The organism is Pseudoalteromonas sp. R86517, assembly GCF_042466295.1.
GTDB classification, from domain to species: Bacteria; Pseudomonadota; Gammaproteobacteria; order Enterobacterales; family Alteromonadaceae; genus Pseudoalteromonas; species Pseudoalteromonas atlantica.
On the sequence record NZ_JAXHCB010000001.1, the window covers coordinates 363,419 to 376,813 of the forward strand.

A 13,395-nucleotide genomic window follows, 5' to 3' on the forward strand; every position below is an offset into this window, starting at 1 on the left:
CAGGTTAAGCAAATCGCCAACGCGCACTAATAGCCTAAACGTAATGCGATAAACTCAGCGAGTTTGTCTACTGCGTGCTCCGACTCCCCACCGCTTTTTATTAAGCTAATGCCTATGCTACCAAGAGCTGGTAAATATTTACTTTTCGCCTGAAAATTAAGATCGCTTGGCACCGTACTTTTAGCCAGTACAGTAATACCTAAGCCTTCTTTTATGGCGGCTATTAATCCGGTTAAATCGGCATTGCTGTAAACAATTCGGTATTTTATATTGGCACTTTTAAGTGCATCTGTAGCGCGGCGCCTATAAATACAGCCCTCGGGCGCGGTGACTAAGGTTACTACCTCATTTTTTGCCTGTGCTAAATCGCCCACCCATACTAGCTCGTCTTGCATAAAAATAGGGAATTTGTCTGAATTAAGGCGCTCGTTAAGCGCTAAAACAAGATCAAATTGATCTTGCCTTGAGGCCGACAGTAAATGTTTACTTAAACGCGATTTAACCTCCAGCGATACCTCAGGATAAAGCGAGACAAAATCACCAATAATAGAGGGCAAAATACGTGCTGCAAATTCGCTAGGAATACCCAAGCGCACTTTACCGGTTATGCTTTCTGAGGTGAACTGCTGCAAAATAGCATCGTTATACTGCATCATTTGTTTTGCCATAGGCAAAAGTAGCTCACCGTACTGATTAAGCACTTGGCGCTGGCCCTGCTTTTTAAATAATTTATAACCGAGTAAATCTTCAAGGCGTTTAATTTGTAAGCTTACCGCAGGTTGCGATAACCCCAGTAGGTCGCCGGCTTTTGCAAATCCACCTACCTCAACAACCATTACAAAGGTACGCAAACTGTCGGTTGATATGTTTTTCATATTTAAAATTACAATTTATATAGCTACATATATAAGTATTATTTATCAATTGATAAATAATTACAATTTGTTGTTGTCACAGTGGCGCAATATACTTTTGGTATCAAAAATACACAGGTGTTTGTTATGACTTTTAACCCAATAATGTTTGCCCGCCACAGCAATGCTGCAAGTGCAGTTACCAATGCCGTGCAAGCAAATAACAACCTCGTTGTAATGGATTTTAGTGGCAGTGAAACCAGTGTATTTTTAAGCACTATTTTAGGGTTAGATCTCACAAAGCTTACAGCCAGCGGCTTAGGCCTAAAAGGCACGCTAGATGGTGATTTAAATTCTGATTACAGCTTTGCCGTTTATTACTTTAGCGAAACCGCATTTAGATTTGTATTACCGCACAGCGCAAGCTTGCAATTACAAGCACTTATAAACGAGCAGCAACTTCGTTTTGATATTGATTATGTACTACGTAGCGACCTTGCAACTCTTGCGCTGTGTGGAGCAAACGCATTTGATACCTTAATTAGCGCGTTTAAATTAACGCCAGGGCTGCGTTTATCAAACCCGCAACTATGTTATGGCGCGCAAAGCGGCGAAGTATTTATTACCGCCATAGATAAAAACGACGAACAGCACTTTGTGTTAGTAGCCAAGCAACAAGAACTACAAAAATGGCAACAGCACTTACAAGCACAAGGTTTTGCCCTAATGCAAAACGAAGCTGCCTAATACATAAAATAACCGGTAAACATAACCGTGTTTACCTGTTTAATTAAATCTATTTAAGCCACGCCCGCACAGGGTTAATTTAAAAGTGAAGGAATGTTATGACTTCTAAAACTGTACTACATGCTAAGCACCTTGAAGCAGGCGCAAAAATGGTTGATTTTCATGGCTGGGAAATGCCAATCAACTACGGCTCACAAATAGAAGAACACAATGCAGTGCGTACCGATGCAGGTATGTTTGACGTATCACACATGACCATTGTTGATATTGAAGGCGAACAAGCAAAAGCATTTTTACGCAAGTTAGTAGCAAACGACGTAGCAAAATTAACCGTACCAGGTAAAGCGCTTTACACGGGCATGCTTAACGAGCAAGGCGGCGTAATCGACGATTTAATTATTTACTACTTTAGCGAAACGTTTTATCGCTTAGTGGTAAATTCTGCCACCCGCGAAAAAGATTTAGCTCACTTAGCTAAAGTATCTGCCGACTTTACAGTAACCGTAACTGAGCGCCCAGAGTTTGCAATGATTGCAGTACAAGGCCCTAATGCAAAAGCAAAAACAGCCACACTTTTAAATGCTGAGCAACAAGCAGCCGTTGAAGGCATGAAGCCATTTTTTGGCGTACAAGTGGGTGATTTATTTATTGCCACAACGGGTTATACTGGCGAAGACGGTTACGAAATTGTAGTACCGAACGAGCAAGCAGCCGATTTATGGCAACAACTGCTAGATGCAGGTGTAGCGCCAGCCGGTTTAGGTGCACGCGACACGCTACGTTTAGAAGCAGGTATGAACCTTTACGGCCTAGATATGGACGAAAGCGTATCGCCACTTGCAGCTAACATGGCATGGACTATTGCATGGGAACCAGAAGATCGTGACTTTATTGGTCGTGACGTACTTGTTAAGCAACGCGCCGAAAAAAGCACCCATAAACTTGTTGGTTTAGTGCTTGAAGAAAAAGGCGTATTGCGTAGCGGCTCAAAAGTAATTGTTGAAGGTGGTGAAGGGGTAATTACCTCAGGTACTTTCTCACCAACGCTTGGTTTTAGTGTAGCCCTTGCACGTGTACCGCGTTCAACAGGGGATACAGCCCAAGTAGAAATGCGCAAAAAATTAGTTAACGTTAAAGTAGTAAAGCCTAGCTTTGTACGTAACGGCAAATCAATCATTTAAAAATTTGGTTATACCAATCACAATAATTATTGTGATTGGTATCCTCCCAATATAAACCAAAGGAACAAAATAATGAGCAATATCCCTAGCGATTTAAAATACGCCTCTTCTCACGAGTGGGTTCGCAACGAAGGTGACGGTACATTTACTGTGGGTATTTCTGAGCATGCGCAAGAGCTGCTTGGCGACATGGTATTTGTAGAACTACCAGAAGTAGGCGATGCAGTAGATGCAGGCGAAGATTGTGCAGTAGCAGAGTCGGTTAAAGCTGCATCAGACATTTACGCACCAGTTGGCGGCGAAATTGTAGCGATTAACGAAGAGCTAGAAGACGCACCAGAAACGGTTAACAACGACCCATACGGTGACGGCTGGTTATTCCGCATTAAAGCAACTGACGAGTCAGAGCTTGAAAACCTACTTAGCGCAGAAGACTACGCTAACACAATCGACGAAGAGTAATACTCTAAGTAGATGACAAAAGCCCCATTCACTGTTTTTGGGGCTTTTATGATTTAACGGCCTACTTCCCATACACAGTACGTTATTAAATCATCACATATTTTAATCAATACTAATTACCCGTTAGTATTTAGGATCATAGGAATCTAGACGCATGTCAAACGCCAAATCTCTTGAACAGTTAGAGCAAAAGCAAGATTTTATTCGCCGCCACATTGGGCCAAGCCCAGCACAAGTAAGCGATATGCTAAGTGCTTTAGAAGTATCAAGTGTGCAAGAGCTGATCGACCAAACTGTACCTGCAAGCATTCGCTTAGCGCAGCCATTAACAGTTGGCGAAAGCCGTACTGAAGTTGAAACACTAAGCTACTTAAAATCGGTAGCAAGCAAAAATAAAGTTTTCAAATCGTACATTGGCCAAGGCTACCACCCAACGCACGTACCGCACGTAATTTTACGTAACGTACTAGAAAACCCAGGTTGGTATACTGCGTACACGCCATACCAGCCAGAAATTGCGCAAGGGCGTTTAGAGTCGTTATTAAATTTTCAAACTATGACCCTAGATTTAACAGGCCTAGATTTAGCAAGTGCCTCATTACTTGACGAATCAACCGCTGCTGCTGAGGCTATGGGCCTTGCAAAACGCGTATCTAAAGCTAAAAAAGCCAATGCCTTTTTTATTGCCGACGACGTACACACACAAACTATTGACGTAGTAAGCACCCGTGCTGAGCAGTTTGGTTTTGAAATAATTGTAGGTAAAGCAGAAGATGCCGTTAACCACGACATTTTTGGCGCACTTTTCCAATACCCATCTACAACAGGTGAAGTAGTCGATATAACCGACCTAATTGCTGGCGTACAAAGCAAAAAGGCCATTGCCTGTGTTGCTGCCGACATTATGAGCTTATTACTATTAAAAGCGCCGGGTAAATTAGGTGCCGACGTAGTACTTGGTTCGGCTCAGCGTTTTGGTGTACCTATGGGTTACGGCGGACCACACGCTGCATTTTTTGCAACACGTGACGCATACAAACGCTCATTACCAGGGCGTATTATTGGTGTATCTAAAGACCGTTTAGGTAACGACGCACTCCGTATGGCAATGCAAACGCGCGAACAACACATTCGCCGCGACAAAGCCAACTCAAACATTTGTACAGCGCAGGTACTACTTGCCAACATGGCAGCGTTTTACGCGGTGTACCACGGCCCACAAGGCTTAAAAACTATCGCGCAGCGTATACATCGCTTTGCTGATATTTTAGCTGCTGGCCTAAAAGCTAAAGGTGTAGCACTTAAACACAGCACCTGGTTTGATACGCTAACAGTAGTTAGCGACAGCAAAGACGACGTAATAGCACGTGCTCTTGCCAAAGGCGTTAACTTTGCCACAAACCACGACGGCGAATACTCTATTTCGGTTTCAGAAACTACAACACGCGCCGATGTAGCTGAGCTATTTGATATTGTACTAGGTGAAGGCCATGGCCTAAGCGTAGATGGTATTGCTGCCGATATTGAAGCAAACGGTAGCGACTCTATTCCAGCTAGTTTAGTACGTGATGACGAAGTATTAACGCATCCAAACTTTAACAGCTACCACAGCGAAACAGACATGCTTCGCTACATTAAGCGCCTAGAAAACAAAGATTTAGCGCTTAACCACTCAATGATCTCGTTAGGTTCATGTACCATGAAACTAAACGCGACCGCTGAGATGATCCCAATTACATGGCCTGAATTTGCAAACTTGCACCCATTCTGCCCGCTCGATCAGGCCGAAGGTTACCAAATAATGATTAACGAGCTGCACGACTGGCTAGTTAATATTACGGGGTACGATGCAGTTTCACTACAGCCAAACTCTGGCGCACAAGGTGAATACGCAGGCTTAATTGCTATTCGTAAATACCACGAGTCGCGCGGCGATGCGCACCGTAACGTATGTTTAATTCCAAGCTCAGCGCACGGTACTAACCCTGCATCTGCGCAAATGGCCAGCATGAAAATTGTAGTGGTTGATTGCGATAAAAACGGTAACGTAGACATGGCCGACCTAAAAGCGAAAGCTGAAGAAGTGTCTGAAAACTTATCGTGTATTATGATCACATACCCATCTACTCACGGCGTTTACGAAGAAACCATTCGCGAAATTTGTGACATTGTGCACGAGCACGGTGGCCAAGTTTACATGGATGGCGCAAACATGAACGCGCAAGTAGGCGTAACAAGCCCAGGCTTTATAGGCTCAGACGTATCGCACTTAAACTTGCACAAAACGTTTTGTATTCCGCACGGTGGCGGCGGCCCAGGTGTAGGCCCAATTGGTGTTAAATCGCACCTTGCGCCATTTATGCCAAACCACAGCGTAATTAACGTACCGGGTACAAACATCAACAACGGTGCAGTATCAGCAGCGCCTTACGGCTCAGCCGCTATTTTACCTATTTCATGGGCTTACATTACCATGATGGGCTCAGAGGGCTTAAAACAAGCCACTGAAATGGCGATTGTGAATGCTAACTACTTAACACACGAGTTAAGCCAGCACTTCCCAATTTTATACCGTGGCCGTAACAACCGCGTTGCGCACGAATGTATTGTTGACCTACGCCCACTTAAAGAGCAATCAGGCATTACTGAAATGGACGTAGCTAAGCGCTTGCAAGATTACGGCTTCCATTCACCCACTATGTCGTTCCCAGTAGCGGGCACGTTAATGATTGAGCCAACGGAGTCTGAGTCAAAAGGCGAAATAGACCGCTTTATCGAAGCAATGGTGTCAATCAAAGGCGAAATCGACAAAGTAATCTCTGGCGAATGGTCAATTGAAAACAACCCACTTGTATTTGCACCGCATACACAAGCTGACGTACTTGGTAACGAATGGGACCGTGCTTACGAGCGTTTTTACGCTGCATTCCCAGTGCCTTCGGTAGCAAAAGACAAGTTCTGGCCAACCGTTACACGAATAGATGACGTATACGGCGACCGTAACTTGGTATGTTCATGCCCAGCGGTTGAGACATATCGCGACTAAGAACCGCGACTAATTTTTGAACTTTAATGGGTAGTAAGTTCCATTATATTTTGAAAATTTATCAAAATTATAAAAGCCGTTGCAGCAATGCAACGGCTTTTTTGTATGTGGTGATTCGCCATAAATTATATGAACGTAGGTTGGGTAGAGTGAAACGAAACCCAACGAAACACAAATATACTTACTCGCTCAAAAGCCAAGAGTATGTGTTATTAGTTGTAGGCGTTTAGCTTGCTGACGCGCGGGCGGCAGCCCGAATAAGTATTTGAATAGGTGTTTGAGGTTACCATCACCGATAATGTGAATGCGTTTCGTACTTTTAAAGATTAGAAACCTTATTCAAGGTTTTGTCGCGCTGGCGACAGCAGCCAAAGAGGGGCTGCCGCTGACCCCTCTCTGGACTCTCCCAGCGCCACCCGAGCATCACGCTTAATCCTTCAAAACACAATTGATGTGAATGTAAACGCCATGAAAGCACATCCATGTGCAAGTATGGCTTTCATTTCATTGCCTGCATGGATGTAGGTACTTAGGATTTGTCGGGAACAAAATCCTGCCATGAAATGCATTACTCATCAATTACTTATTTTCAGGGCGTGATGACGGGGGGGTGTTAAACGTGAGGCTAGAGTTTGGTTTTAGCAAGAAGCAAGACCTGACCCTCTGTATTTCCAATGACCTCTCGTCCAAAGCTACGCTTTTGGTCCCAGACCAAGTTTTGCCTTATCGCGCATTGCCTATATGGATTTGCGAGAAAAAACTGTCATGCGCAGCATCTCTTATTAATCTTTTTTTCGTACGTTATTTTATGGGAGTTAAGTCTTCTCTTTGAGCTGTAGATTTTTTAAAAGCCTAGCTATGCTTTTGAACTAAATGATTTTGTTGTATAGTTTTCTTTTAAGGTACATTAATAAAAAATTAAAAATAATATAACAGGGAGTATAGTGTTCTTGGATGCTATAAAAAAAAATGAAAAGTACACCTTTTACTAAACATCAGAAATTGTTTTTACAAAAGCACAAAGAATTGGAAGGTAGACAGCAAGCTTTTTTTAATCAATGGGTTGATCGTGAACGCGTTAAAAAGGCAGTTGAGTTCCTAAGAACAATTGAGTATGTACCTACTATTTTTAGGAAAGAGGAACCAGATAGGATTGGTAATTTTTATTATGCGACCAAGGTAGTAAGAAAACAGCATAATGGTTATAAGGCAACAAAAGAGCTAATTGTTGAGTGTTATGATGATTTTAAAACTGACAAAGCTATAATAGTTGAAGGGACTGTTGGACAGGGAAAATCCATATTATTGAGGTACTTACATAATAAGGAGTTAAATAAAGGTGTTACTTTACCTATTTTCATTGAATTAAAAGATGCTGATTCAAATATACCTATAAAAGATCTGATCATTGAATTCATACATGAAAGCCTAGGTTTAAGGTGTGATGAAGAGTTATTTGATACTCTTCTTGACCTTGGGCTATTTTCATTTTTTTTTGATGGATTTGATGAGGTAGAGTATAAAGATCGTGCTGATTTAGTACAGTTTATTAGTTGGATCAATAACCGTTGCGCGCACTCAAGAATAATAGTAACTTCTCGCCCTGGTAATGAAGTTCAGCAAGTTCAAGGCTTTGAAATATTTAGTATATGTCCCCTCAATGAAGAAGAACAAATTAAATTTGTTAATAAGCTAATTCATAACTATGAAAACGTTTTTCAGCAAGACTATTTACTAAGAAATATTGACAGTTTGTCAATAGAGCTAAGGAAAATATTAGGTTCCCCTTTAGTTTTAACACTATTTTCAATGGTTTATAGGAATAAAGTTAAAGTTCCTGAGAGCCACTCAGAATTTTATCAAAAGTTATTTGATACTTTGGTTTCTGAGCATGACGGTTTAAAAGTTGGCTTTACTAGGCCTACTAAAAGTAACGTAAGAGCAGATGATTTAAAGCTTATATTAGAAAATGTTGCATACTCATTAATGCTCAAAAGGGAGTCAACGAAAGAAGGCTTTAAATTGCTTATTAGGCATGCTTTATCTGAGCTTAGCTTAACTGCAGAGCCAGAGAAAGTATTGTACGATCTAACAAAAAATACCTGTTTGATTCAACTCGATAATCATAAATATAGATTTATACACGAAAATATTGAGTGCTATTTTGCTGCATCTTATTTAAAAAATAATGCTGACGATGACGATGCTAAAGAGTTTTATGAAACATGTAGGGATAAATGGTCTAAGTGGTATGACGTTTTATTGTTTTTGAAAGATATTGATAAAATAAGGTATTGTAGATTTTTTTATAAGAAGGAGCTTGAAGGACTTTTTGAAAAAAAATTACTTCCAAAAGTTTTTAGATTTACTAAATCTTCATCTTTAATTGTAGCTAAAAATATCTCATATATTGAGGTTGAAATGCACGATTCTGATGATATTACTGTTGTGGATACTCACTCCCTTATCGTTTTGATGCCTGAAACTAACTTTATTTTTAAAAAAGATTTCAGACAAGGCGCTTATCCCTTCGAAAGATCTTCCAATAAAAAGGTTAATCTATCAAAGGCTTTTAATTCTATTGGCAAAAGAATTAAAGAAGTAGGAAGAAGCAGGCAAAGAGAGTTCAAAGAGCTGATTGAGGCTAATTGTACTAAGAAAAAAGATGATTCAGTTATGTTTAGGGTTATAGCTTTGGATGTCGTTATTGAAGAGTTTGAATTAGAAGACTGGTTTCTAAGTGAGCTCAATAAAATCCCTTTAGATGGTCTAAAAAGCTCATATAAAGAGTTGTTGACATTATTAGATAAAAAGCAAGTAACTAAAGCAAGAGGGCGTTTTACTGTATGAGCATCAAATGGTCTGATTTGAGGTGGCTTGGAAATAGTACACTTGTTAAAAGTAATTATTTATGGATTTTCGTAATCCCTATTTTTATTAAAGTTTTAAACTACATTGAAGTCAATCATCAAATTAGTTTTGAACTTCCACTGAAATTAACTACTTTATTCTATTCATCCATTTTTTTTATGCTTGGCTCGTTCACATATACTATCCGCTGCCCAAAATTAATCAAAGAAAATGGAAATTATAACGATTTTCTAGAAAAAGGCATGGGTATGCAGCAACTGGTCAACTACTTCTATAGTTCTGTGGATCAAATTTTATCTTCAGTATCTTGCAAATTTATAGAAAGTGAACTTAAAAAGCATGATAATGAAAAAGAGTGTTCTAACTTGAATTTAGTTACTTTAAGAGGGGGGGCTGGGGAATATATCAGCCAGTTCTATGATGAATCTAAACTTCGAGACTCTTACTGGAACGTTACGGAGGTTTTAGATACTAAATTTACTTTTAGTAGGTATATTTGTTTGTGTATGTTCTCAGTAGGTATCGGCTTCTTATTATGGACTGCGGGTCTAAACGTTATCTTAGCACTTAAGTTTATTCATGGTTTGGATTAAAACCAAAGGGCCGCCCATTAGAAAGTTTCGATCAAGCAGGCAGCTGTGTTTGCTTGACCTTCTTATTCAAAAAAAACAAGTGTTTTTATTATTTAAACTCTATTTAAATATGCCTACGCACTTAGTAATGACGTCGATTTGTGTGAATATGCACCGTGGCTTGAACAAAGAACTCCATATAAATTAATGCTCTTGGCTTTCGCCTCAGCCATCGTTTAGTACGGTAATCCCCCCGAAAAATAATAGAAGCCAAACTATAAATATCTTGAAATTATACTTTTAAGCTCTATAGTTACGCGTAACAACACCCCTCCCGCTACCCGTAAGCTCAGCGCCCTGCGAGGGGTTTATTATTTCTATAGCATGATAAAAGGCTGTAATTTTGGCTTTTTGTTGTGTTTTAACAAGCTTGCGGCAACGCTAGCCCTTAGCTAACTTAAAACCTTCCTAATCATCAGGGCCTTTTAAAGTAAACACTAAATGTTTACGCATATCTTTTAAAATCACTCCTTTTTTAAGCATTGCGGCGCTTAAGCGCTTTTGCCACTTTAATAAATCAGGCTCTGCGGCTGCTAAAGCTTGTTCGTTTTCGAACTGAAAACAAAGCAGTAGTGAACTTGGAAATAAGTGATATTCCACATCAAACCAGCACTGCAACATACCAGGGATTTCTTCGCGACCTTGCGCTTCTATTTTATCGGCAACGTTAAGCACAAGTGCTTGTTGTTTTACTTGCACTGCAGAGAGTTTTTTCATTATTAAAATCCAAATTAGCGGCTAATAGATACAGCCAGAGTGCGGGCATTATACGCAAGCTTGTAGCTATGCAACAACCGTAGGTTGGTTTGAGCGAAGCGAAACCCAGCTCAAAACTAATTGAATTACTATTACCCCTACAAAAAATAACGATTTTCACACCGAAAATAAAAACGACGCTATTCTGCTAAAAGCTAAAAGCTAAAAGCTAAAAGCTAAAAGCTAAAAGCTAAAAGCTAAAAGCTAAAAGTGCTCATATAGTAAACACTTTCGCCCTATGCTTTAATATTAAAAAAGGGAGGGCGTTATGCGTAAAAATCGATTTTTATTTAATAAACACTTTGCGGCAACGGTTGCGCTAGGGGCTTTAGCTGCGCCGTTACCTGTATTGAGCAACGAGCCTGGGGTATTAGTTGAGCAGCTTTGTGCCAGTTGCCATAGTTTAAACAACCTTGATCGCAGTGCGGGTTATAGCCAAGCGGATTGGCAAACACTCATAAGTTATATGGTAGATACAGGCGAGGGCACTGCGCTTAGTAAAGATATTAGCGCGTATTTGGCCAAGCATTACCCTGTTAATAATAAGCGTGAGTCAACGGTGGTTAAAGGCGATTTAAAACTTAGCTTTAAATACTGGCAAGTGCCTACGCTTGGGCAACGCGCTCGCGACCCTGTGCAAGGTGAAAACGGGCTTATTTGGTGGGTTGGTCAGTGGGGTAATATTTTAGGTAGATTAAACCCTAAAACCGGTGAAATGAAAGAGTACACGTTGCCAAGTGGTACGTATGCACACAGTGTATCGCTTGATAAAAACCAAACCCCTTGGTTTTTAGGTAATAAAAATGGCACGGTTGGGTATTTAGATTTAAAAACCGAAAAATTTAAAGTGTATAAAATGCCTGATAAAAACGCCCGTGACCCGCATACAGGCGTGTTTGATGATGCAGGTATATTTTGGTTTACCCTGCAGCACAGCAACATGATTGGCAGGCTAAACCCTAAAAGCGGCGATATTAAGCTGGCTACTTTACCCACTAAAGGCTCGCGGCCTTATGGTATAAAGCTTGATTCTAGCGGGACGCCGTGGGTGTCGTGTAATGGCAGTAACTGTTTGGTTAAAGTTGATAAAAACACCATGGAGCTTAGCGAAATAAAACTCCCAGGTGCTAAAACACATACTAGGCGCCTTGCCATTACGCCTGATGATATGGTGTTTTATGTAAACTCTGGCATGGGCAAACTTGGCCGCTATAACCCTAAAAACGGCAATATCACCGAGTGGGATAACCCAAGCGGTAAAAACAGCCACCCGTATGCCATTGAGTATGCCGATAACGCTATTTGGTTTAATGAGTCGGCTAAGCGCCCCGAAACGCTGGTTAGGTTTGATTTAAAAACTCAAACCATGCAAAGCTGGCAAATTCCCAGTAAAGAAGGGGTTTACTCTGGCTTAATTAGGCACATGCGTATGGGCAATAACGGCTTAATTATTCATCAAACGGCTACTAATCAATTAGCCGAAATTACGTGGTCTAAGTAATTGAGTTTATTAACGCGTTATACAAAAGCGCTAAGCGTTAGTGCATTTATTTATGTGGTAGGAGTTTTTTACAACGGTTAGCAATATTTACTGTGTAAATGAAAGCAGTAGTTTAGGTTTGTTATTTAACTCATTGATTAATAGTAATAATTTAAGTGGTTTAGGTTTTGCTTAGTAATAGCTGTATTTTTTAAATAAATAAAGGAGTTATTATGAGCACGGTTATTACTGGGTTATTTGAAAGCGCATCACAAGCAACACTGGCTATTTATAGATTAGAAGCATTAGGTATTAATGAAGCTGATATAAGCATTGTAGCCAATGACTCATACGCAAAGGAAGACTTTGCCTTAGACGAGGGAACCAAAGCGGCTGAAGGCGGCATTGTTGGTGCAGCGTCTGGTGGTATTATAGCTGCAATTGTTGGCGGTTTTACTGCCGTAGGTACCGTGGCAACCGGTGGTACAGGTTTATTAGTAGCAGGCCCATTAGTGGCTGCATTTGCAGCGGGCGGCGCTGGTGCTGCCGTTGGCGGAAGTTTAGGCGCTGCTATTGGGGCGTTTATTCCTGAGCACGAAGTTAAATTTTACGAAGACGCCATTGAAAAAGGCTCTATATTAATTGGTGTTAAGTACGACAGCGATAACAAAAGCGCGATTGAAGAAATACTTAAAAATGCAGGCGCGAGTAGTGTGTCTACCGCGTAAAGCTAATTAGTTTAAAGTAATAAAAAAGGTGAAACTTAGTTTCACCTTTTTTTATGCTTTTTTACGTTGCACTTGAGTAGCTATTGGCTTACTTAGATTTACGTTTGTCGAGCACATAATGTACGGCCATTCTTGCCACGCCTGCACCAATGCCAGATACCACCGCCCATGTAACGGCTTCTTTAAGATCTGTATGCTCGCTTGGCTTGTCTTTTGGGGCGGGCTCGTTGGTTACCTTTTCCCACGACTTTTGTAAACTTTTTCTGGTTAGCATGCCAGCTGATGCGGCGGCTAGGCCTATACCTAGTGTTTTAATTAGTTGCTTGTTACTCATAATTCCCTCGATTGTTTAATAGCGATAGGGTCATCTATAACCCGTTTAATAACACTAGTATGTTCAGCAATTAGCATACCGATAGCGCAGCAGGCGTGGTGAGCATGGTTTATTTTAGCGTGTGCATAGGCGCGTATTTTGATTAAACGCGCTGTGCTATTGGCTTAGCGCGGTATTAGTTAATGCACTATTAAGTGTTTAAGCTGCTTTTTTACCCGTTTTGAGCGGTACTTAGTATTAGGCGGGTGGGCGTGTTAAGCCTGTAAAGTTGTCATTTCTTTTGTAAATTTGCACTAGTTTTTGT

The 13,395-nt window shown here is 40.7% G+C and carries 11 protein-coding genes; 8 read left to right on the plus strand and 3 right to left on the minus strand.

Annotation, left to right across the window (positions count from 1 at the left end; all coding sequences use genetic code 11):
- Positions 1–26: 26 nt before the first annotated feature.
- Entirely contained in the window at positions 27–875 is an 849-nt protein-coding gene (locus SJY38_RS01680; protein WP_024033279.1) for a LysR family transcriptional regulator, read from the minus strand.
- Positions 876–1,001: 126 nt separating this feature from the next.
- Between SJY38_RS01680 and SJY38_RS01685 the strand changes: the two genes are divergently transcribed.
- The 6 genes from SJY38_RS01685 (at position 1,002) to SJY38_RS01710 (ending at position 9,754) form a co-directional block, all read left to right on the plus strand.
- Positions 1,002–1,601 carry a hypothetical protein gene (locus SJY38_RS01685; protein ID WP_004587594.1) on the plus strand — a complete coding sequence of 200 codons (600 nt, stop codon included), beginning with the start codon at positions 1,002–1,004 and terminating at the stop codon, positions 1,599–1,601.
- 98 nt (positions 1,602–1,699) lie between these two features.
- Positions 1,700–2,782, plus strand: a complete 1,083-nt coding sequence (gene gcvT / locus SJY38_RS01690) for a glycine cleavage system aminomethyltransferase GcvT (protein ID WP_004587593.1) — start codon at positions 1,700–1,702, stop codon at positions 2,780–2,782.
- Positions 2,783–2,854: 72 nt separating this feature from the next.
- Positions 2,855–3,244: a glycine cleavage system protein GcvH gene (gene gcvH, locus SJY38_RS01695; protein ID WP_004587592.1), complete on the plus strand. Its 390-nt coding sequence runs from the start codon at positions 2,855–2,857 to the stop codon at positions 3,242–3,244.
- A gap of 154 nt (positions 3,245–3,398) precedes the next feature.
- Positions 3,399–6,290, plus strand: coding sequence for an aminomethyl-transferring glycine dehydrogenase (gene gcvP, locus SJY38_RS01700; protein WP_377109181.1), 2,892 nt, complete (start codon positions 3,399–3,401; stop codon positions 6,288–6,290).
- A 969-nt stretch (positions 6,291–7,259) separates the two neighbouring features.
- Positions 7,260–9,140 (plus strand): NACHT domain-containing protein, encoded by a 1,881-nt coding sequence (locus SJY38_RS01705; protein WP_377109182.1) that lies wholly within the window; start codon positions 7,260–7,262, stop codon positions 9,138–9,140.
- Positions 9,137–9,754 (plus strand): hypothetical protein, encoded by a 618-nt coding sequence (locus SJY38_RS01710; protein ID WP_377109183.1) that lies wholly within the window; start codon positions 9,137–9,139, stop codon positions 9,752–9,754. The genes SJY38_RS01705 and SJY38_RS01710 overlap by 4 nt, the downstream gene beginning before the upstream one ends.
- A gap of 447 nt (positions 9,755–10,201) precedes the next feature.
- Here SJY38_RS01710 and SJY38_RS01715 read toward each other — a convergent pair whose 3' ends face one another.
- Positions 10,202–10,510, minus strand: a complete 309-nt coding sequence (locus tag SJY38_RS01715; protein ID WP_096740153.1) for a hypothetical protein — start codon at positions 10,508–10,510, stop codon at positions 10,202–10,204.
- A gap of 307 nt (positions 10,511–10,817) precedes the next feature.
- On the opposite strand from SJY38_RS01715, the gene SJY38_RS01720 reads away from it, so the two are divergent.
- Positions 10,818–12,050, plus strand: a complete 1,233-nt coding sequence (locus SJY38_RS01720) for a cytochrome C (RefSeq protein WP_377109184.1) — start codon at positions 10,818–10,820, stop codon at positions 12,048–12,050.
- Between the two features lie 212 nt (positions 12,051–12,262).
- A complete protein-coding gene (locus SJY38_RS01725; RefSeq protein WP_004587586.1) occupies positions 12,263–12,757 on the plus strand; it encodes a hypothetical protein in 495 nt (164 codons plus the stop codon).
- An 88-nt stretch (positions 12,758–12,845) separates the two neighbouring features.
- On the opposite strand, the gene SJY38_RS01730 is transcribed toward SJY38_RS01725, so the two are convergent.
- Positions 12,846–13,091 (minus strand): DUF4235 domain-containing protein, encoded by a 246-nt coding sequence (locus tag SJY38_RS01730; protein WP_004587585.1) that lies wholly within the window; start codon positions 13,089–13,091, stop codon positions 12,846–12,848.
- Positions 13,092–13,395: the final 304 nt, after the last annotated feature.